Here is a 21,382-nt window from a genome sequence, read left to right on the forward strand (position 1 = left end):
AGCACCCTTACGTAACCGCCATCATGACACGGTCAGGCCATAGGGTCTATTAGCGTTAAGGGTTACCAGCTCCGCGTCGGTCCGGTATCAATGTGCACGAAATTACTTTTCGGATAGTAGCCTACGCCACCCGCTTTCAGTTTCAGCGCTGCTTTACGAATGTTGGCCAGTTGCACACCCTCAATGTGAAAATCCATCGCCTGTCCTTTGGTGTGATAGCTCTGTTTGGCTACGCCGCGTGAATGGCTGCGCATTTCATTGTTGGTGTCCACCGAACGATACCCCGAAATCAGCTGCACCGGTTTGTTGGTGCCTAACATCACCTGCAAGCGATAAAGCTGATCGAACAGTAAAGGATCGATGGTTTTGATTTTATTGGCGCGGTAATCACGGAAGAAGTGGTTCAGACGGGACAGTTCATCTTTGTTGTAACGGCGGCCATCGAAAAATTCAGTTTTAAGATATTCGCCGGTATTAAGGTTTGCCAGCGTAAGAATGCGCGGACGCGGGGTTGATAGCGTGGCAAACGCCTGCCCCGGTAGCAGGGCAACGCCCAACGCGGCTCCGCCCAGCGCCAGCCATCTGCGGCGATGATGATCGATGAATTCCATGAAGTGTGCCCCGGCTTAATAGGTAAACATAACGACGACAAAAAGCGCGCCGTTTGGCACCATAACCGTGCAGTGCAGTTGAGTCAACCCGCTTTACGACAGGGTATGCGGAGGATCGCATTGATCCTCCGCTGCGATATAAACCCTGTGACAGCGCTAACGCCCCAGAATATCAGCGGTTACTGGAGCAGTTGCCCTGCCTTACCCAAGATGCCCGCCCCCCGTTTTACCGTATCATCATAATTGTAAATATCTGTGCGGAACTGGGGTTTGCCGTCGTCAGCGACCCAGGCTGTCAAATAGTACAGATTGACAGGAATACGTTGTTTGACCGGCACATAGGTGGTATTTCCCTGCGCTAGCGTGGAGGAAATGCGTGCATCGTTCCAACCGGCATCCTGCAACAGCAGCCCCGCCAGCTCAGAGGCTTTGTTCACGCGCACGCAGCCTGAGCTGAGCGCACGAATATCGCGCTGGAACAGCCCATGATTTGGCGTGTCGTGCAAGTAAATCGCTTCAGAATTAGGCATGTTGAATTTATACCGCCCCAGCGAGTTGTTAGCACCGGGTGCCTGACGAATGCGATACGGGAAACGATCGATGGTCTCCGCTTCGGAGTGCCAACCAGAGAGCAGCGTATAGTTGTTCCGCTGCAAGTAGCTGGGATCTTTGATGACCTTGGGAACGATATCCTGGCGAATCAGCGTAGTGGGCACGTTCCACGGCGGGTTAACCACCACGTTATACAATGAGCTGCTCATCAACGGCGTTTTGCGTTTCGGTTGTCCGACAATCACACGCGATGAGAGCCGCTGCGTACCGTTTTGATAGTAGTTCAACGAGTAATCAGGAATGTTCACCATGATGCCGGTGCTGACATTATCCGGCACCAGACGCAGGCGCTGAATATTGAGCGCCAGCAGCGCTGCACGGGTTTGCGGCGAAACGTTCAGACAATCCCGCGTGCGCTTACCAATGACGCCATCGGCATCTAACCCCTGCCACTGCTGGAAGCGCTTAACCCCCTCGACCAGATCGCCGGTGTAGGTATCCGGTGACGACACAGTCGCATCGGCGGCAGCAGGTTGTTCATTGAACAGGGTGATAGTCTCTGGCGTGGCAAGCATGCCGGTACGTTGCAGTATTTCACGCAGCACCGTCAGATCCTGGCTTTGCTGCTCAGGGCGCAAGGTATCGGACATCGTCAACACCGGCCAGGGACGCGTGTCCAACAACAGCGTTTTTAACGCCTGATGCATCTTGGCATATTGTGAATGGCGCGGTGCAAGTGACGAGACAAACCCGACACCGTTGCCTGCGACCAGTGCCTGCCGCCATTGCTCCACGCGCCCAGGCGCTGGCGGTTGCAAACGGTAGGGAACGCTGCTGTAGAGCCAATCGGTGCCGCTACGCTCCACGCCGTCAACAAATTGCAGATAGCCCAGCATGGCATCCGACAACAACACGTCGCGCGCCATCCCTTTGATACTGGCATCGGTCAACCAGGTCACCCATTGGGTAAACTGCGGCTGAACCCCTGACAGCGCCACTTCCGCCAACTGCTGCTGAAGTTGTACCACGGCGTGCTCATCCGCCCACAGCCGTTGTGCCGGATGCAGCGCGTAGAGTGCGGTAAGTTCTGAAAGATAATGCGGTTTAACGCCTTTCGCTGCCAGTGCCTGTAATGCCGCCACGCTGGTTTCATGTGACGTGGAGCCTGCGGTGTGCGCAGAGACGCTCGACGCGGCATGGGACGTTATTGCCGCCTGCCCGGTCGCCGACAACGTACAGAAAGAAAACAGGCTCAAGGCCCACAGCGCGCCAACACGGCACAGTGTGCTCTGCGCTTTTTGCTCACATACCAACATCCATTTATCCCCTGTATTCACTAAACGCGATATCAGCCACGATATTTTTTATCGACAATGAAAGCCTCGAGGTCCAATGGATATGACGCCCTACTTCACGTTATGCAGCAACTGATTGTCATAAATAGCGCAAAACGTTGAGATGGCCTGCCACTTTAATTATTCGCTCATCATTACCGTTAGTATATAAAGAGACAATGTTTTTTGCGCCACATCCCGCAGGTTTATTTCACTGGTCCGTCATGTGCGCGGCGCCATTCTGGGAAACAAAGAGACAAAAAAAGAGGCCGTTTAACACGGCCTCCGATCCTTACCTTACAAGATGATCGCTACGATGCCTGCACCTGCGGCGCTTCGCTCTCACTGCCAAAACCACGCAGCCCGACCACGTGCACATGTTCCTGATTCTGGAACACTTTACGCACCAGCTTGTAAGTAGTGCCTTTTTCCGGACTGATATTTTCCGGTGCAGCAATCAACAGTTGCATTTCCAACCGATCGCACAGTTCGAAAAGTGTGGCGATGGATTTCGCATCCAGACGCGCGGCTTCATCGAGGAACAGCAAACGGCACGGGATGATATCTTTACCGCGCAGGCGCTTGGATTCATCTTCCCAGCTCTGCACTACCATCACCAGGATCGACATCCCGGTCCCGATAGCTTCACCGGTGGAAAGCGCGCCGCTCTCTGCACGCAACCAGCCATCGGCACCGCGATTCACCTCCACTTCCATCTCAAGGTAGTTGCGGTAATCGAGCAACTCCTCACCGATGGTTTGCGGAGTGCGCTGGCCCATGTCCACTTCAGGGTTGAGGCGTTGGTAAAGCTTCGCCAGCGCTTCCGAGAAGGTCAACCGGTTGCTGCTGAACAGATCCTGATGCATCTCTTGCTGTTCTGAGAGCACATTGAGCAACGTAGTGTGCGTTTCGCGCACGTTGACGTTCAAGCGCACGCTTTTCACCTGTCCAAACGCGACCGCCTGCAAACCCTGATTCAACATGCGTATGCGGTTTTGCTCACGCTGAATGGTTTTACGGATAATGTTCGCCACGCTCTTGGAACTGATCGCCAGCATTTTTTCACGGGCGGTCAGTTCTTCCGTCAGACGGTTAAGTTCAATTTCCATCTGCTCGATGGCTTCAACCGGGTCATCGGTACGAATAATATCCTGACGAATCCGCTCACGCAGATGCTGGTAAACCGCGATATAGAACTGCACTTTGCGCTCAGGCCGCTTGGGATCTTCCGATGCGCGCAGCACGTCGCGCAGATGTTCGTTATCAGAAACCGCCAGGCGCAATGCGCCCAACGCTTTATCCGACATGGAGCGCAATTCGTCTGCATCCATGTAGGCCAGTTCACGACGGTGCAAACGGCACTCCACACCATTGTCTTTCACCAGACGCATGACGGCACACCAGCCCGCTTTTGCGGTCACCACCTGTTCGCGCATCTGGTGATAATCACGTTCCACCTTGCGCAATTTTTTCTGCAAGCCATCCATTTCCGCTTCACAGAAAGTAATCTGTTTCTCCAACTGATTACGGCGCGTGCGGTTGGCACTCAAGGCAGCATGCAATTCATCACGGCGGGTGCGGGCGCGAGCTTCCGCATCCGCGTCAGCGCGCACGCCGATCTCCTGCAACTCCTGAATGAGCTCTTTGTGCATTTCATTTTTAGCGTCATGCGCACTGCGCAACGACGCCTGCACCTGACTGTACTGCGTTAACTGCGCCTGCTGCTGACGCAATTGCTCACGCGAACGGGTGCGTTCGGCTTCTGCCTGATCCAAGCGTTGGCGCAATTTGTCATTCAAATCGGCATTTTCCCCCAGCATGTCCGCTGAGTCGCTATAGCTGAAATGCGGGCGACGTTGCACCACTTCCGTTAAGGCAAACGCCTGCTGTTTCGCCTGACGCTGCGCGCTTTGCGCCTGGGTGTACTGTGCACGCAGTTGTTCATGCTGCTGCGGATCGCTTTGCAGCACCGCCACCAGCGGCTCAAGTTTCACCAATGACGCACCGTGCTGCGTAATAAAATGCGCGGACTCTTCTGCGGCATCCAGTTCGTCACGAATCTCTTCGACCCGATCCTGCAAACTATCATCACACAACAAGCTGACGCGCGGGATCAGGCGGTTCAGTAATGAAACACACTCTTTGGCCTGATCGTATTGCTGGCGCTGCTGCTGGTTTTCTGCGTCAAAATTGCTGATGGCACGGTCCAACTCACCGCGACGTGAGTTCAAAGGACGCAGCGCCGCCTCAGGATCGTTATCAAACGCAATGGCCAGATGAGAACCGATAAAACGGCTGAACGCCTGATGCAAACGCTGCGTTTTCTGCACGTCAAACGACAGGGTGGCGTACTGCTCCGCCAGCGCTTCACGTTCGTCGCGCAAGCTCTCCAGCCGGTTTTCGCGCGCGGCGCGACCAAACAACGGCACCTCAGGGAAACGCGAATAGCGCCACTGGCGATCGGCGATTTTAACCACCACCGCTTTCTGCAACTCTTCTACCGCAAAGACGCTGTCATCGAATGATTGCGGATCCCCTTCAATCAGATAGAGATCTTCTGGACAGTCCTCCAACCCTTCAAGCTGTTCACGCACCAGCGACAGATCGGCCACAACGATGCCATGGCGTGACGGTCCGTACAGCGCGGAATAGTACGGCGCATCGTCGAGCGTCACGTCATCATAAATTTCGGACAACAACACGCCGCCAAAGCGTTCTGCCAGCGCTGCCATTCGCGGATCTTCCGCACCACCGGGCTGACTTAAGCGTTCTATTTGATCGTCGATGTGACGCTTACGTGCCGCCACCTCATCACGTTCTACCGTGATTTCACGCTCGCGCTCCAGCAGTTGCTGCAAATGCGCAGTGACTTCCTGACCATCAGCAAACGTTGCACCGCTCTGTTCACTTAATTGCGTCAGGGCTTCCTGCGCCGCCAGCCACACCGGTGCACGCGCGGTTAATGTCTGGATGTGTTGCTGGACCTGCTCCAGTTCCTGACGCAGCGCCAAACGGCGCTCCCCGGCTTCCGCGACCAGCGCAGAGAGGGTTTCAATCTTCAGTTCCAGTTCCTGCTGCAAGCTGTCCAAGTCTTCCGGCTCACAGGACTGCCCATAGCGTTTACCAAACTCTTGCAGCAGGCGTTCCGCCTCCTGCTGTTCGCGCAGGCGCTGTTCCAGTTCGGCCAGGCGACCGCGCAAAGGGTGCACACGTTCGGCCTGATAGCGCTGGGAGGTACTGTCGCGCAGCACCTCACGCGCTGCTTGCCAGGCATCGCTGCGTGAAACGTTACCCACAATCTTGCAGACTAGCTGATAGGCTTGTTCAAACTGGTTATGTGCCGCATCGGAGACGCTCAGGGTTTGTTCCAGTTGCAGCAACACCTCGGTCGCTTCCTGCTCGCGCGCATGGAAGGTTTCCAGCCACTCATCGGCGTTATCCGCCGTTAAATCCGGCAACTGACAGAGCGTACGAGCACGTTCCAATGCCTGTTGCGCCTGTTGATACTGGATAGCACGGGTCTGCTGCACGTCCAGTGCCTGCTGGTAGTCGGCGAGCTGGCTTTTCAGTTCATCCACTTCTTGCTCGGCAGCCTGCGCGCGCGCGTCGTTTTCTTCGAGCTGCTCGCGCGCTTCTTCTACCACGATGTCCTGCTCTTCCAGACGCGAACGTAGTTCTTCCAAATCGCCGTCGTAACGCTCAATCTTTTCCTGTTGACGCAGCGCCGTTTGCACCAGATTCAGGTGGTCACTGGCGGCCTGGTGATCGGTTTCCAAATCGCTTTCGGCGTCCGTTTGTTCCGCCAGTTCGCGCGCCATCTCAACATGGCGATACTGCTCATGTACCAACTGCTTACGGCTGCCAAACAGGTCATGTCTCAACGCCAGCGCACCATCCAGATGCACCCGTCGCTCATTGGCATGACGCATATAGTCGGCAGCCACGTAGGAGGTGGCTTCCGATATCAAATGTTTGAACAGATCGCGATCCGATTGCGTCACCCGGATAGCTTCCAGCGTCATACGGTTTTCACGCAGTGCCGCTTCCATGTCCTGAAACGCCTTGCGCACCCCGCTGTTTTCCGGCAGCAGGTAATCACGCAGCGATCGGGTAATTGCGCTGGAGATCCCACCGTACAGGGAGGCTTCAATCAGACGATAGAATTTACTGCGGTCGGAAGCGGAGCGTAACCGGCGCGGCACCACGCCCAAATCAAACATCAGCGCATGGTAATCGGTAATGGAGTTGAACTGTTTAAACAGTACCCCCTCCATCTCCTCCACACGCTCTTTCAGTTCTTGCAACGTCAACACCCGCACCTGACGCTCCCCCAATGACTGGGTCAGCACCTGCGTCGGCTGCAACGTGGTGGGCAACCCTTGAATGGCGAAGGGTTTGATATCGACCTTTTTATCACGTCCGGCAACCTGTTGCAGACGCACCCCTACTAACACGCGTTGATGGCGGGAGTTGACGACGTCCAACGTGGCATAACACACGCCAGCGCGCAGCTTACCGTGCAACCCCTTATCGCGTGAGCCACTGGTGGCCCCCGCCTCAGTGGTATTACGGAAATGCAGTAGCGTCAGATCGGGGATCAGCGCGGTGATAAAGGCTGCCATGGTCGTCGATTTCCCCGCGCCGTTACCGCCGGATAGGGTGGTAACCAGTTCGTCCAAATCGAACGTCCGAGCAAAAAAACCGTTCCAGTTGACCAGCGTCAGTGAGCGAAATTTACCGCGTTCAATCATTGTTATTCTTCCTCTCCACGCTCAGCCGCATTGTCTTGCGCACCTTCGCCCTCTTCGACCTCATCATTCAACGACAGGCCGCTGTCTAACGGCAGTGCTTCGCCATCACGGATCATGCGCAACTGTGCTTCACGCGCATCGTCGCCGCTGCGCACGTCGGCACCGAAACGGAAGGCCGCTTCAGTGATACGGAATTTGCTGCTGTCATTGCCCATGAAGTAGACCATCCCCAAGCGCCGCAGGCGATTCAATGAGGTTCTGACCTTCTCCTGCAATTTCTGCCGATCCAGATCCGAGCCGGTAGAACGCTGGTTGACCAACTTCAGCAACTTGTTTTCATCGGCCAGACTCAGCAGCTCTTCATAAAGCTCCTGCTGAGTGAAAATGCCTTCTTGCGCCAGCCGCTCTGGACTGAGGTAGAGATAGCAGAGAATTTTTCCCACCATCATGTCCAACTCGGACAGCACCGAGCGCGGGATCAGGGTGGTCGATCGCGGTCGCAGGTAGAAGAAGCCCTCTGGCGCGCGGATCAGTTCCACGTTATAGCGTGCGTAGAACTCCTCCAACACGTCCTGAAAATCCATCAGGTAAGCATGGTTCTCCAGCTCTTCCACACCGATATGCCGCCCCGCACGCAGTTGGCTGTCGAGCGCGGGAAACAGGGTATTGGCTAACGCCGTTGCCAGTTTAGCTGGCATAATTTTATCAATAGTTGTCGATGACATGGGCCTGTACCTTGGCTCCGTAATCATTGATTGACTGCCATAGCGCAGGCAATCCGGTGAAATCTGCTTCGGCCACACCCAGGCGCACCGCCTGGTCGACCACGATTCGTGCCACATCAAAGTGCTGTGCCCGGGGATAGTGGCTTAAGTAGTCGCGCACCACATCCGCCAGGTTGAGCGGGATGCGCTCGGTTTTATATTTTTGCAGCGCGGCTTCTATCAGCGCGGCAATCTGTTCACGCATTTCGCTAAATTCTTCATACTCCAGTTCCGGCGGCAACTCGCCGGTCACTTCATCGCTGCGCAGCGCCAACTCTTCATCGCGCATGTCCAGCAGGCGATCAGCATTGGCGAAAGTCAATGCCCAGGGCTGGTCGAAATAATTTTGCACCGACTGACGCAGGCGCTGAGCGAATACTCGGTTTTTATCCATATCAATGGCGGTACGGATAAACTTGTGGACGTGTCGGTCATAGCCAATCCACAGATCGATGGTTTGCTGTCCCCAACTGATGATGCGATCAAGCTTGGCTTGCAGATCGAACACCAGTTTATCAACAAACTCGAGCTCAGGATGCTGCATCGTTGCTTCCTGAATCTGCAACAGGCTGGTTTGCAGTTTATCGCCCGCCGCTTCCAACGTGTCCTGCAATTCACGCAGGATGCCGGAGGTTTCCGTCAGCAGATGTTCACAACTGGAGATGGCTGCACGCCAATCTTGCGTTAACAGCGCCGCGATATCCTCTTTCACGCCCTGCTGCTGCTCGTCCATCACGCGCTGGGAGAGGTCGATACTGTCAAAAATTTCCGCCACCGAATATTTAAGCGGCGCGAACACATTACGGTGCCAGTGGAACTCATCGCCCCCCTCTTCTGCAGCCTCCGCCGCACGCAACAGTTCTTGCGCCACAATGGAGAGCTGCATAGACAGGCGCAGCGTCGAAAATTCGCGCTGTCGGATGTAATAGTCGGTGATGCCAATGCCGAGCGGCGTCAGCCGGTAGATGGCATTGCCATCGGCCATTTCACTGACAAAGCGATTGACCAAACGCTGGCGCACCAGATCGTTAATGGCGTTATTGGCGCGCATTGCCACGGTTTCATGGGTCTGTTCAAATCCCTTGCTGACGTGACGAAAGGCATCCACCAGTTCCCCTTCGCTCATTTCGCCATCCATACGCTCGCCGTTCAGCGTGGCGATCGCCAGCAAAAACGCCAGGCGTTCGGTGGGGAGTGACAGGGAAAAATCATTTTTTCGCGCCCAGGCAACCAGTTCCGGCACTGTCTGGGAAAAATCACTCATAGTGCATCCTTTATAGGGCGTTTACGCGCCATGACATGAATATAGCGTCCCAGGCTAACAAAAGGCTCCTGGCGACAATAGCGCTGTTCCAACGCTAACAATTCCTCGAAATTATCGATTTGTTGCTGTTTGTTCTGCAAATAGTCATGAAACACCCGTACACCGGTCTTTCCTTCAATCGTCATCCCCAACGCATCGAGCCAGCCATAAACCTGCTGGGGATCGAGGGGATGATCCGGCGACAGAGAACGTCGTTTACGCTTTGGCATACCGGCTTGCACATAGGCAAAATTACCCAGCACCACATTGCGCAGCAAAAGTGCATGATGATTATAAAACATCAGCGAAAAGGCGCCGTCCGGTGCCAGACACTCCGTGAGTGTCTGCAACACAGCCTGCGGTTCGGCTACCCACTCCAGCACCGCATGAAACAAAATTAAATCTGCCGGGTGCGCCATATGATCCGCTACATCCTGTGCGGCGCAGTGAACAAAACGCATGTTATCGGCTACGCCCTGTTGCTGAGCAATGCTGCTGGCGCGGTGAATCATCTTATCTGAAACATCGCACAACAAGACCTGATGTCCTAAAGCCGCCAAACGGCAGGCCATATGCCCTTCACCACCGCCCGCATCAAGAATTCGCAAAGGACGCGCGGGCAACGTTTTAAGCAGCGCCTCCAGATCCTGCCACAGCACCGCCTGACGCACCTGACCTTTGGTGGTGCCATAGATATTACGGGCAAATTTTTCGGCGATATCGTTAAAATTGCGATCTTGCATTGAGCTGCGTTCCACGTCATCGTTAGGGCGATCGTGCGGCACGGTGTGCCTTCTATACCCGGAGCTCGGGTATAACGCCATATTTCCTTCAACCTGTTATTCTGGCACAGGCGGAACGAGAATAAACCGCCTGACCGCACGATATTTTGCCGGATGCCGTTTTTTCACCCAAAGGGAACCTGATTTCATGCTGTTTACCCTAAAAAAAGTCGTTGGCGGGTTGCTCCAACCGCTCCCGTTGCTGCTCATGCTGATGGGCATTGGTCTGGCGCTGCTGTGGTTCTCACGCTGGCAACGAGGGGGAAAAGCCGTTATTTCCTGCGCCTGGCTGGCGTTATTACTGCTGAGTGTGCAACCGATCGCCGATAAGCTGCTGCTGCCGTTGGAAAGCCACTACCCAACCTGGCAGGCAAGTGCAGCACCGGTTCCGTATATCGTCGTGTTGGGCGGAGGTTATACCTACAATCCGGCGTGGGCGCCAAGCGCCAATCTCATCGGTAACAGTCTGTCACGGGTGACCGAAGGCGTGCGTCTTTATCATGCCAACCCCGGCGCAAAACTGATTTTTACGGGTGCAGCCGCGCAGGGAAATCCGATGACCAGTGCACAAACCGCGGCATTGGTCGCGGAGAGTCTGGGGATTGCGCGCGAGGATATCATTACGCTGGACACACCGCGCGACACGGAAGAAGAAGCGATGGGCACGGCGGCCCTTATCGGGCAACAGCCTTTTCTGTTAGTGACGTCAGCCAGTCATCTGCCGCGAGCCATGGTGTTCTTCCAGGCGCAGGGCCTGCATCCCATACCGGCACCCGCCAATCAGTTGGCCATTACCAGCCCGCTCAATCCGTGGGAGAAAATATTCCCTTCAGCGTTTTATCTGTCTCACAGCGAACGTGCGTGGTACGAAACGCTGGGCTTACTGTGGCAACGGTTAAAAGGCAGTGAAACGCCGCCAGAAGCGGCATCGCACTGAGAAGACTATTCCAGCCAAGGGGTCAATTCGCGCGTGGCACGATCGAACAGCGCACGATCCATCTGTCCGGTATGAAGGTAGCGGGAAACCGCCTCCCAAATGACGTAAAGCCAGCGGCGATAAACAAAATTTTCTGCCAATGGTGCTTTTTGCAGGTAGCGATAGAGCAACGCTTCCGACATGCCCGGCTCGCACAGGCGAAACATGTCATATTCCCTGGGAGCCCATAACATCATGCCGGGGTTGATCATCGCCAGCAACTGATCGCTACGCGGATCTTTGAGCATGCTGCGCAGCGATAAATTGCCGTGTACCAGCACGCAGCCGTCATCAAAATCATCAAATAAGGCATCAAGACACTGGCGAGAGCGGTACAACACGCTGCGATCCGCCTGCGTCAGTAGCGGTGCCCCCACATTCAATAACGTTGACCAGAGCACTTCCAGCCGCTGTTCGTACCAACTGAGCCAGTCGTTATCCTGCGTGCTATCCACGCTGCCCACACAGCCGTGACTGTCGATGCGGTGCCAGAGCAACACGCTTTCAACCACATGGTCCATCAACGAGGTCCAACGTTCAGGGGTGCGCGTTGGCGCTTCGACCGATACACCGCGCAGGCGCTCAATCAACAGCAGTTCCTTATAGGGGGCTTCCTGGGTGATCACCACACCGTACACCGTCGGCAAACGCACATCCCCTTCGCGCGCCAGCATGGAAAGTTTGTACGCTTCCTGCTGTGCAATGCCCTGACAGACGTAGCTTTTCGCCAACAGCGGCATGGCATTGCCGTTATTGTCATACAACGCGTATAAATGTGCGTAGGGTTGCTCACTGATGCGTTCGAGCCGGCTTAATTTTTCCCCCAACACTGTGCTTAATTCAGCCTTCAAATGTTCCATACGTTGCTAAACCTCGCTCCTGCTTCAGGATCCCGCGTGCCATCATGCGGTGGACCGCCGTCAATTTCTTCAATATAGATCAAATAAAGTGCCATCGGCAGGCGGTATACCGGTTTTGGCGTAAGGTAAGCGGTGATGTCACAAACAAGTGGGGGATGAGATAAAAAAGTGACTATACCTCTCGTCATCCTCGGCGCAAAACGGGGATCTCTGCGAAAATAAAGACGTTTCTTCGACAAGAGATTCCCGCTTTCGCGGGAATGACGGTGGGAGTGACGTCGCGAACGTTACACCATCGCTGCACGCACGCGCTGTAAATCTTCTGGCGTATCCACGCCGACACTGGGCACAGCCTGCGCTACCGCAACATGAATTTTCTCGCCGTACCACAGCACGCGTAGCTGTTCGAGCAGTTCGATCTGCTCCAGGCTACTGGGCTGCCAGGTCACATAACGACGGATAAAACCCGCGCGGTAAGCGTAGATACCGATATGGCGTAAGAAATGCTCGCCAATCGTCTCTCTGCTTTGGGCAAAACGCTCACGATCCCAAGGAATGGTGGCGCGGGAAAAATAGAGCGCATAGCCTTGCGCATCCATCACCACTTTTACCTCATTGGGGTTAAACGCTTCTTCTGCGGTGGTGATGGGTACGGCGAGCGTCGCCATTCCAGCCTGACACACGGCCAGATTGTCTGCCACCTGACGAATAATCACCGGGGGAATCAAGGGTTCATCCCCTTGTACGTTAACGATGATTTCATCATCCGGAAATTGGTAGCGTTCGATAACTTCGGCCAAACGCTCTGTACCAGAATGGTGATCGGGGCTGGTCAGGCACACTTCTCCGCCAGCCAGCTCCACCGCACGTTGAACGTCAGGATGATCCGTCGCGACAATGACGCGGCTGGCACCGGATTCCGCAGCGCGCTCCATCACGTGCACCACCATCGGCTTACCGTTGATATCCGCCAGCGGCTTCCCCGGTAAGCGCGTTGAGGCATAGCGCGCAGGTATAATCGCAGTAAAACTCATTGTGTTATCTCATCGGCAGGAATTTTGCGCGCTTCGTTTTCCAGCAGGACCGGAATACCCTCACGCACCGGATAGGCCAAAGCATCCGCTTTACAAATCAGTTCCAGCTTCTCTTTATTGTAGTACAGCCGTCCATTGCATACCGGACAGGCAACGATCTCGAGTAAACGGTGATCCATGCATCCTCCATTAAAGGTGCTTACAAACAAAATGGGTAGCCACGTTACGCGCGCGGTGAAGGCAACAGTGACATTATCTTATCCAGCAATAACGATGCTCCCGGCTCAGCAAGTTGCGCATCTACCGGCAAGTACCACCAGTTAGCCTGGGCAAAAGCGCGACACTTCACCGCATCTTTTTCCGTCATCAGCAATGGTTGCTGATTATCCTCGGTCAGCACTTGAATGGCTTCTGGCAAATAAGTTTGGTGATCGGCAAACGTGACTTCGCGCACAACGTTCACACCTTGCGCTCGCAGCGTGGCAAAAAATCGAGGCGGATGGCCGATGCCCGCCATAGCGACACTTCCCGTTAAGGTCACCACCGGGCAGGTTTCACCCGTGAGGACATTGATCGCGTCACCCGGCTGCAAATGCATGGCAATTTCGCCGGGCTGGGGCTCGCCACCGTTAACCACAATGGCATCCACGCTGCGCAAGCGCGCGGCCCGTTCACGCATCGGCCCGGCGGGCAGCCACCAGCCGTTGCCAAAACGACGCTCACCATCCACTACCACGATTTCGATATCTCGCGCCAGCGCATAATGCTGTAAACCGTCATCGGTCACAATCACATCAAGCGGCTGACGCGCCAACAGCGCTTCAATGGCATCACGCCGCACAGGGGATACCGCCACCGCAGCGCCGGTACGCTGGTAAATCAGTACCGGCTCATCGCCTGCTTGCACGGTGGACACTGAGGCGTCCACCACTAACGGATAGCGCTCCGCCTTGCCCCCGTATCCACGCGACACCACGCCAACGCGATAGCCCTGACGTTGTAGTCGCTCTACCAGCCACACCACCAGCGGTGTTTTACCATTTCCACCGGCGGTCAGGTTGCCCACGATCACTACCGGGATAGGCGCGCGCCAGACACGCCGCCAGCCGGCACGGTAGCTATAACGGATAATCGCCGTTATCAGGCCGTACAACACCGAGAAAGGGATCAGCAGCCAGTAGAGCCACGATGCACCAGACCAGAGGCGCGCTATCATTCGCCAAACTGCATTTTATGCAACTGTGCGTATGCGCCATTTTTCGCCAGCAGCTCCGCGTGCGGCCCACGTTCGATAATCTGTCCATCCTCGACCACCAGAATCTCATCTGCACTCTCGATGGTAGACAAACGGTGCGCAATCACCAACGCGGTACGATCTTTTTGCAGCTCATCCAGCGCGGCTTGAATCGCGCGTTCAGATTCGGTATCCAGTGCTGAGGTGGCTTCATCCAGCACCAGAATCGGACAATCGCGCAGCAATGCGCGCGCAATGGCGATACGCTGACGTTGGCCGCCAGAGAGCAATACGCCATTTTCACCGATAATCGTATCCAGCCCGTTATCCATTTTGCTGATAAAGTCCATCGCATGGGCCATTTTGGCTGCGCGCTCAATGTCTTCGCGCGAGTAACGATCGCCGCAGGCATACGAGATATTATTCGCAATGGTGTCGTTAAACAGGTGTACGTGTTGCGACACCAACGCCACCTGACGGCGCAGCGAGGAGAGCGTATAGTCGCGCAGGTCATGGCCATCCAGCAGGATTTCGCCGGATTGAATGTCGTAAAAACGCGTGATCAGGTTGGCGATAGTCGACTTACCGGAACCCGAACGCCCAACCAGCGCCACCGTTTTACCCGGAGGAATGTGCAGGCTGACATTTTTCAGCGCCAACGTCTCTTTGGTCGGATAGGCAAAACTGACGTTGCGGAATTCCACATCACCTTCGGCCCTTTCCAGCACGCGTGTACCTTCGTCCTTCTCCTGCTCCATATCCAGAATGGCAAACAGCGTTTGGCAGGCTGCCATGCCGCGTTGAAACTGGGCATTGACGTTCGTCAGCGATTTAAGCGGACGCATCAGGGCGATCATTGAGGAGAACACCACGGTGATGGTCCCGGCCGTCAGGGTATCCATCACACTCGGGAAGCTGGCGGCATAGAGCACAAATGCCAGCGCCAGAGACGCGATCAACTGGATAATCGGATCAGAAATTGCTGACGCAGACACCATCTTCATACCTTGGGTACGAATGCGGTTACTGACTTTATCGAAACGCGCCACCTCAACGTCCTGACCGCCGAAAATCAGCACCTCTTTATGGCCTTTCAGCATCTGCTCGGCGCTAGCCGTCACCTGCCCCATGGTGTTCTGAATATTTTTGCTGATATTACGAAAGCGTTTAGATACCACGCGGATCGCGATAGCCACGATAGGGGCAATAACAATCAGGATAATAGACAGTTGCCAACTGTAGTAAAACATCAGCACAAACAGACCGATAATCGATGCACCTTCACGCACCAGCGTAATCAACGCACTGGATGAGGAAGAAGCCACCTGCTCAGAGTCATAGGTAATACGCGAGAGCAGCGTTCCGGTTGATTGCTGATCGAAGAAGCCCACGGGCATGCCCATGATGTGGCTGAACAAGCGCCGGCGCATATTCATCACCACCTTGCCGGATACCCAGGAGACGCAGTAGGCAGACACATAACTTGTTATGCCGCGTACCAGCATCAGGCCCATCACCACCAGTGGCATCCACAGCAGGACGCTGCGATCGGTTTTCCCAAACCCTTCATCCAGCAAAGGCTTCAACAGCGAGAGCATCAGCGTATCACCCGCCACATTGATGATAAGCGCAATTGCCGCTGCGGCTAAACCCGCCCTAAAGGGAGAAATCATCGGCCACAGGCGACGGAAGGTCTGCCAGGTGGAGAGGTCTTTATCATTCAGCATGCAATAAACCTGAATTATTTATAAATAGCCGCTTATTCTACTCACTATCGCGCTTTACGCCAAACCACTGATGGTACCAAAACGGCGATAGCCGCTCACGATAGGGTAAAACCAGCAAGTGTTCGTTGAAAAAACGCACACTGACTTGTCCTGATTGTGCCGTATCAACCCAATGATGCCCCGCGTTGCGATAACGTGCGATAACCGCAGCAGACGGCAGACGCCACGGATTATAGCGCCCGGTAGAGGCAAGCGCATACCGGGGATTCACCGCGCGTAAAAACGGCGCACTGGATGAGGTCTTGCTGCCGTGATGGGGAATTTGTAACAAATCCGCAGTCAGTTGGTCTCGCAGCGCGCTCTCAAGCCGTCGTTCCGTTTTCATTTCAATATCTCCGGTCAATAGCACTCGGTGTCTACCGTCATCGATACGCACCACGCAGGAATCATCGTTTCCTGCGTGTGCCACCCGTATCGGCGGCCACAACACCGTAAACGTCAACCCCTGCCACTGCCAGGTTTCTCCTTGAATACACGCGCGATGACCCGGCTGGGTAAACGGGCTGTAGACGGTGAGCCCCGGATACGCCTGCAACAAAGAGCCCAGCCCTCCGATGTGATCCTGATGGCTGTGACTAAGAATAACCGCCTCGGGCGTAATGCCACGCCAGCGTAAATAGGGCAAAATCTCGTACTGCGCCATGTCGCCGCCCGACCACTGGCTGCCGGTATCAAACAGGACAGTCTGCCCCTCTCGCTCGATAACAATGGCTAATCCGTGCCCCACATCCAGCATATCCACGCGCCATTCCGGTTGCGGGGTTGCCGCCCGTTGCAGCACCACATAGAGCACTAACGCCGCCACACTGGCAGGATAGACGCGCCACCAGCCAAAACGCCAGATAATGACGCCGCACCACCCCATCAGGCTCCAGGCAAGATAGTGTTCGTCAATCGCTATCCAGCCGCGTTTTAGCGGCTTGAGCACCATGAACACCACATCCAACGAACGATCCGCCAGCCACCAACTGCTAAAACTTAACGTGGGGAATAACGCCAGCGGCAGTGCCACCAACACCAAGGGCGTCGTAACAAAAGAAACCAGCGGCACGGCCCAGATATTGGCCGGTAGCGATGTCAGGCTGATGCCCTTAAAAATCCCCCATTGTAACGGCAGCAACAGTAAGGTAATGCCACACTGCAAATGCGCCACACGCACCAGTACCCAATGCCATCCTTGCCGTAAGCCATAGGGCAACGGTGCCCATTGAAACCAGAAAATCAACCCTGCGACGGCCACGCAAGAAAGCCAAAAGCTGTTGGACAATACCATCATTGGCTCGCTAAGAAACACGATTGCGACACACCACAGCCACACTTGCCAGGATGTACAGATAACACCCCGCCAGCGAATCAGCGTCCAGACGCTGTATGCCAGTGCCGCCCGAATCGCCGGTGGGTTCTCACCTGCTAACCATGCATAGCTCCAGGCCAGGAGCACACCGGCCAACAGGGGTAACGGAGGTACGATCCACCGCAAGGGTAACAGGCGTTGCAGAGCACGCATCAGCCCCCAGCCGAACATGGCAGCCAGAACGATGTGCAACCCAGAAATCACCATCAGGTGCATGGTGCCCGTCTGTTGCAACACAGCACTGGCTTCAGGCGTTAGTGTTTTCATTACGCCAAACATTAACGCCAGTAAGATGGCATGCCACTGCAGCGAACTGGCATGCTGTTCAACCTGCGTTAACAGACGCTGCCTCACACCGCATGCTAACGTGATTGGTGTAGCGCGCAGCACGCGCGCTGACGCTAACTGTCGCTTGGCAATACCCCAGCGTTGTCTATCAAATCCACCTTGATTTAACCGACTGTGCAACGGACGAAAGCGGGCGCGAATCGACCAACGCTGCCCACCGCACCATGCTTGCATCGTATTTGGCAACGTGAGCGTGGCGTAAAACGCCGGAAAAACCCATCGGCCTTGCAGCTTTTCAACCTGAACCAGAATCTGTTGATCCTGATGACCGGAGATACGCATCTCAACGATCTTCACCTCAGCGCTCAGCGTTTTGCCATCAATACTGACCATTGTCGTCAGCATGGAACGGGCATCAAGCAGCGCGAACGCCAAGCAGAGAGAGGAGAGGCTTAACACGCGTACTATTTTGGAGCGACACGTTACCAGCAGCAGCGTTGATATCATCAACACCGTGACTGAGGCCCAACGCGGCGGTATCTGTGGCAACCACAGCAGAGGCAGTGTGCCCGCAATAACAGCACATGACGCCAGACTAAACGACATTCTCGCCATCGCAGCTCCCTTTAGTCTTCAACTGCCAGCAGCGTGACCGGTTACGGAGGAAGGGAACAGCCTTATGCTTCAACGATACAGCGGGATTCGCACGGGACGACGCCAATTTTCATGACGGTGCAGGATGGGGGGAAACGCGATCGCAATCGTCAGCGGGCCAGAGACCACGCGAGAAACATCACGCAGCAAGCAAATTACAGCAATAAAAAAGGCCGCATAGGCGGCCTGATGAAAAAGGAGGTGGTACTTACGCGTCTTTACCCGGCACGGCGCACTTCATTTCGCCCATCTCTTTCAATTTCTTCGAGAGATCTCGACGCTCTTTGGATAGATCGGCATTCTTGATGATGTATTCATCCACGCGATCTTCATAGTCACCGCGCATGGTGGCAATAATGCCCTGCACATCTTCGATACTCATGCCCGGTTTCAGGTATTCGCTCAGGTTATCCAGCAGCAGCACGCGTTTCTGGTTATCACGGATTTTCTTCTCGTTGTCGACAATTTCACGCTGCAACTTGTTCTTGCGACGGAAAATTCGCACAAACTCGAGCACATCCTGGAAACAGGGCTTGGTCGCCTTATCCATTGTTATCCCCTTACGTGGATCAGTTAATTTTGAGATCAACGGTGTGTTGACCGTCACTCCGCTCACGATACAGGGGAGTGACTATGCTCGACAAGTCGGTTTTTCAGTTACGCCGCCTGCCGTCCCATCAAAGGCGAAAATCGGTGATATTATCAACGATAATAGACGGCAATGCGTTGATTGCGTACCTGTTCAATCTCCACCTGAGTATCAAAAATGGATTCCAGCACCGAGGAGACCATCACTTCTTCCGGCTTGCCGTTGTAAACAATTTGCCCTTTGCGCATCGCAATAATGTAATCCGAGTAGGCTGACGCAAAGTTGATGTCATGGATGACCAGTACGATGGTTTTGCCCAATTCATCCGCTGCGCGACGAATCTGTTTCATCATCGCCACCGCATGTTTCATGTCGAGATTGTTCAATGGCTCATCCAGCAGCACGTATTCAGTGTCCTGACACAAGACCATCGCCACATAGGCACGCTGGCGCTGTCCACCGGACAGTTCGTCCAGAAAACGATCTTTAAACTCGGTGAGATTGAGAAAGGCCAGTGCATCCGCAATACGTTTGCGATCGTCGTCATTCAAACGCCCTTTGGTATAGGGATAGCGACCAAAACCGACCAACTCTTCAACGGTGAGGCGGCTGGTAAAACGGTTTTCCTGACGCAACACAGAGAGGCAGGTCGCCATCTGCTCACCGGGCGTGGTGGCAATATCCATCCCATTGACGGTAACGCGACCGTTGTCCGCCGCCAATAAGCGACTTATCACCGACAGCAGAGTGGATTTCCCTGCCCCGTTAGGCCCAATGATTGACGTTACGCCACCACGGGAAATCGTGGCGGTAATGTCATTCAGCACCACTTGATCGTAATAGGCCTTGGTTAGATGCTCGATCTCAATCACACGGCAACCTTTTTCAATAACAACAAGATGAACAGTGTTCCACCGATAAACTCAATCACGACGGACAACGCCCCGGCCATGTTCAGCAGGTGCTCCAGAATCAGCTGTCCGCCGACCAAGGATATCACCCCAAGCAGAAACGCCGTGGGCAACAAAATGCGATGCTGGCTCGAACCGGCTACCAGATACGCCAGATTGGCCACCATAAAGCCCAGAAAAGTGAGCGGTCCGACCAGCGCGGTAGAAACCGCCACCAGTACCGACACCAGCAGCAAAATCAATGTGACGCTGCGGTTAAAGTTGATGCCCAGGTTCACCGCGCTATAACGCCCTAACGCCAGCACATCCAGCTCGAAACGCCGCCGCCAGATAACGATAGCGACCATCACCACGATCAGCGCCGTCAACGCGATCAGCTCTGGCACCGCACGGGTAAAGGTGGCAAACATACGCCCTTGCAACACGGCAAACTCCGTGGGCGTCAGTAGCCGCTGCATCAGGCTTGAGGCGCTACGGAACAGCGTGCCGCAGATAATACCGACCAGCAGTACCAGATGCAGGTTGTCGCGCCGCCCCAGAAACAGCCAGCGATAAAGCACCGCGGAGAACATCACCAGCAGCAGCGCTTCACACAGAAACTTGCCACTGACGCCCACCCAGGGAATGCCCTTGGCGCCAAATACAAAGATGATCAGCGTTTGAATCAGCACAAACAGGGTTTCGAACCCCATAATGGAGGGCGTGAGGATGCGGTTGTTGGTCACGGTTTGAAACAGCAGCGTGGAGGTGCTGGCAGCGAATGCCACCAGTAACATGGTGGCCAGCGTCAAACCTCGATGCACCAGAATATACTGCAAATTGCTGCCGAGCTTGATGGTCATAAAAATAACGATCGTCGTCAGTGCCAATGCACTGAGTAACCACAAGCGTTTTGCGGGCGTGGCGATAACGGCCATCAGTCCGTTATTGCTACGGGATAGTTTAACCTCGTTAACTGACATGGCGTTTTTGACTCAACAACAGGATAAGGAACACCACTGCGCCAATGACGCCCAGAATGACACTCACCGGGATCTCAAACGGATAACGTATCACCCGCCCAATCACGTCACACAGCAACACCAATCCCCCACCCAGCAGACACACCCAGGGAATGGTTTTACGCACATTGTCACCAAGCAGCATACTGATCAGGTTAGGCACGATCAGGCCGAGGAAAGGGAGCGTACCGACCACCACCATCACTACCCCGCTGATGATGGCAATAATCGCCAACCCGAGCAGCATCACTTGCCGGTAGTTGAGACCGACGTTGACGGAAAACTCGCGCCCCATGCCTGCGACAGTAAAGCGATCTGCCGTCCAACAGGCAATCAATGTAAGAATACCCACCAGCCACAACAGTTCGTAACGTCCGCGCAACACGCCGGAGAAATCGCCTGACTCCCAGCCGCTCAGCGACTGCAACAGATCAAAGTGCATCGCCGCGAAGGTGGTTATCGCGCCGATCACCGCGCCCAGCATAATCCCTACCAGCGGCACCACCAGCGCCGATTTCAGCACGATACGGCGTAGCAGCAACATAAACAGCACGGTGCCTGCCATGGCAAACAGGCTGGCAACGATCATCCCCGCCA

The 21,382-nt window shown here is 54.9% G+C and carries 16 protein-coding genes and 1 pseudogene; 1 reads left to right on the forward strand and 16 read right to left on the reverse strand.

The window, feature by feature from the left end; translation table 11 throughout:
- Positions 1 to 62 precede the first annotated feature (62 nt).
- From mepK to cmoM, 6 genes are all read right to left on the reverse strand, one after another.
- The gene (mepK, locus tag K6K13_RS11840; RefSeq protein WP_222157216.1) at positions 63 to 611 is read right to left on the reverse strand and encodes a peptidoglycan L,D-endopeptidase MepK; all 549 of its coding nucleotides are present in this window, start codon (positions 609 to 611) and stop codon (positions 63 to 65) included.
- 179 nt (positions 612 to 790) lie between these two features.
- Positions 791 to 2,479 (reverse strand): L,D-transpeptidase, encoded by a 1,689-nt coding sequence (ldtD, locus tag K6K13_RS11845; protein ID WP_222157217.1) that lies wholly within the window; start codon positions 2,477 to 2,479, stop codon positions 791 to 793.
- A gap of 329 nt (positions 2,480 to 2,808) precedes the next feature.
- Complete coding sequence (mukB, locus tag K6K13_RS11850; protein WP_222157218.1) at positions 2,809 to 7,248, reverse strand: chromosome partition protein MukB; 4,440 nt, start codon at positions 7,246 to 7,248, stop codon at positions 2,809 to 2,811.
- Positions 7,249 to 7,250: 2 nt separating this feature from the next.
- Positions 7,251 to 7,973: a chromosome partition protein MukE gene (mukE, locus tag K6K13_RS11855; RefSeq protein WP_222157219.1), complete on the reverse strand. Its 723-nt coding sequence runs from the start codon at positions 7,971 to 7,973 to the stop codon at positions 7,251 to 7,253.
- Complete coding sequence (gene mukF / locus K6K13_RS11860; RefSeq protein ID WP_222157220.1) at positions 7,954 to 9,276, reverse strand: chromosome partition protein MukF; 1,323 nt, start codon at positions 9,274 to 9,276, stop codon at positions 7,954 to 7,956. Before mukF ends, mukE begins: the two co-directional genes overlap by 20 nt.
- Positions 9,273 to 10,058 carry a tRNA uridine 5-oxyacetic acid(34) methyltransferase CmoM gene (gene cmoM / locus K6K13_RS11865; protein ID WP_222157221.1) on the reverse strand — a complete coding sequence of 262 codons (786 nt, stop codon included), beginning with the start codon at positions 10,056 to 10,058 and terminating at the stop codon, positions 9,273 to 9,275. Before cmoM ends, mukF begins: the two co-directional genes overlap by 4 nt.
- 187 nt (positions 10,059 to 10,245) lie before the next feature.
- Between cmoM and elyC the strand changes: the two genes are divergently transcribed.
- Entirely contained in the window at positions 10,246 to 11,034 is a 789-nt protein-coding gene (gene elyC, locus K6K13_RS11870) for an envelope biogenesis factor ElyC (RefSeq protein WP_222157222.1), read from the forward strand.
- Positions 11,035 to 11,039: 5 nt separating this feature from the next.
- On the opposite strand, the gene K6K13_RS11875 is transcribed toward elyC, so the two are convergent.
- The 10 genes and pseudogenes from K6K13_RS11875 to K6K13_RS11920 all read right to left on the reverse strand — a co-directional run.
- Positions 11,040 to 11,933 (reverse strand): YcbJ family phosphotransferase, encoded by an 894-nt coding sequence (locus tag K6K13_RS11875; RefSeq protein ID WP_222157223.1) that lies wholly within the window; start codon positions 11,931 to 11,933, stop codon positions 11,040 to 11,042.
- 287 nt (positions 11,934 to 12,220) lie between these two features.
- Positions 12,221 to 12,967, reverse strand: a complete 747-nt coding sequence (kdsB, locus tag K6K13_RS11880) for a 3-deoxy-manno-octulosonate cytidylyltransferase (RefSeq protein ID WP_222157224.1) — start codon at positions 12,965 to 12,967, stop codon at positions 12,221 to 12,223.
- On the reverse strand, positions 12,964 to 13,146 hold the full coding sequence (locus tag K6K13_RS11885; protein WP_222157225.1) for a Trm112 family protein: 183 nt from the start codon (positions 13,144 to 13,146) through the stop codon (positions 12,964 to 12,966). Before K6K13_RS11885 ends, kdsB begins: the two co-directional genes overlap by 4 nt.
- A gap of 44 nt (positions 13,147 to 13,190) precedes the next feature.
- Positions 13,191 to 14,183 (reverse strand): tetraacyldisaccharide 4'-kinase, encoded by a 993-nt coding sequence (gene lpxK, locus K6K13_RS11890; RefSeq protein WP_222157226.1) that lies wholly within the window; start codon positions 14,181 to 14,183, stop codon positions 13,191 to 13,193.
- Complete coding sequence (gene msbA / locus K6K13_RS11895) at positions 14,180 to 15,928, reverse strand: lipid A ABC transporter ATP-binding protein/permease MsbA (RefSeq protein WP_222157227.1); 1,749 nt, start codon at positions 15,926 to 15,928, stop codon at positions 14,180 to 14,182. The genes lpxK and msbA overlap by 4 nt, the downstream gene beginning before the upstream one ends.
- Before the next feature lie 37 nt (positions 15,929 to 15,965).
- Positions 15,966 to 18,245, reverse strand: a complete 2,280-nt coding sequence (locus tag K6K13_RS11900) for a ComEC family protein (RefSeq protein WP_350338133.1) — start codon at positions 18,243 to 18,245, stop codon at positions 15,966 to 15,968.
- Between the two features lie 247 nt (positions 18,246 to 18,492).
- Positions 18,493 to 18,834 (reverse strand): PTS system regulator TmaR, encoded by a 342-nt coding sequence (tmaR, locus tag K6K13_RS11905; protein ID WP_222157228.1) that lies wholly within the window; start codon positions 18,832 to 18,834, stop codon positions 18,493 to 18,495.
- Between the two features lie 152 nt (positions 18,835 to 18,986).
- Positions 18,987 to 19,745, reverse strand: coding sequence for an iron ABC transporter ATP-binding protein (locus K6K13_RS11910; RefSeq protein WP_222157229.1), 759 nt, complete (start codon positions 19,743 to 19,745; stop codon positions 18,987 to 18,989).
- Complete coding sequence (locus K6K13_RS11915; RefSeq protein ID WP_222157230.1) at positions 19,742 to 20,746, reverse strand: iron chelate uptake ABC transporter family permease subunit; 1,005 nt, start codon at positions 20,744 to 20,746, stop codon at positions 19,742 to 19,744. The genes K6K13_RS11910 and K6K13_RS11915 overlap by 4 nt, the downstream gene beginning before the upstream one ends.
- Positions 20,736 to 21,374, reverse strand: a pseudogene (locus K6K13_RS11920) (iron chelate uptake ABC transporter family permease subunit); the annotation flags it as partial. The gene K6K13_RS11915 and the pseudogene K6K13_RS11920, both read right to left, overlap by 11 nt.
- Positions 21,375 to 21,382: the final 8 nt, after the last annotated feature.

This window comes from Symbiopectobacterium purcellii (assembly GCF_019797845.1).
GTDB lineage: Bacteria > Pseudomonadota > Gammaproteobacteria > Enterobacterales > Enterobacteriaceae > Symbiopectobacterium > Symbiopectobacterium purcellii.

Coding starts and splice junctions, on each gene's coding strand:
- mepK (WP_222157216.1), bottom strand. CDS start 611: ATGGAATTCATCGATCATCATCGCCGCAGATGGCTGGCGCTGGGCGGA.
- ldtD (WP_222157217.1), bottom strand. CDS start 2,479: ATGTTGGTATGTGAGCAAAAAGCGCAGAGCACACTGTGCCGTGTTGGC.
- mukB (WP_222157218.1), bottom strand. CDS start 7,248: ATGATTGAACGCGGTAAATTTCGCTCACTGACGCTGGTCAACTGGAAC.
- mukE (WP_222157219.1), bottom strand. CDS start 7,973: ATGTCATCGACAACTATTGATAAAATTATGCCAGCTAAACTGGCAACG.
- mukF (WP_222157220.1), bottom strand. CDS start 9,276: ATGAGTGATTTTTCCCAGACAGTGCCGGAACTGGTTGCCTGGGCGCGA.
- cmoM (WP_222157221.1), bottom strand. CDS start 10,058: ATGCAAGATCGCAATTTTAACGATATCGCCGAAAAATTTGCCCGTAAT.
- elyC (WP_222157222.1), top strand. CDS start 10,246: ATGCTGTTTACCCTAAAAAAAGTCGTTGGCGGGTTGCTCCAACCGCTC.
- K6K13_RS11875 (WP_222157223.1), bottom strand. CDS start 11,933: ATGGAACATTTGAAGGCTGAATTAAGCACAGTGTTGGGGGAAAAATTA.
- kdsB (WP_222157224.1), bottom strand. CDS start 12,967: ATGAGTTTTACTGCGATTATACCTGCGCGCTATGCCTCAACGCGCTTA.
- K6K13_RS11885 (WP_222157225.1), bottom strand. CDS start 13,146: ATGGATCACCGTTTACTCGAGATCGTTGCCTGTCCGGTATGCAATGGA.
- lpxK (WP_222157226.1), bottom strand. CDS start 14,183: ATGATAGCGCGCCTCTGGTCTGGTGCATCGTGGCTCTACTGGCTGCTG.
- msbA (WP_222157227.1), bottom strand. CDS start 15,928: ATGCTGAATGATAAAGACCTCTCCACCTGGCAGACCTTCCGTCGCCTG.
- K6K13_RS11900 (WP_350338133.1), bottom strand. CDS start 18,245: ATGGCGAGAATGTCGTTTAGTCTGGCGTCATGTGCTGTTATTGCGGGC.
- tmaR (WP_222157228.1), bottom strand. CDS start 18,834: ATGGATAAGGCGACCAAGCCCTGTTTCCAGGATGTGCTCGAGTTTGTG.
- K6K13_RS11915 (WP_222157230.1), bottom strand. CDS start 20,746: ATGTCAGTTAACGAGGTTAAACTATCCCGTAGCAATAACGGACTGATG.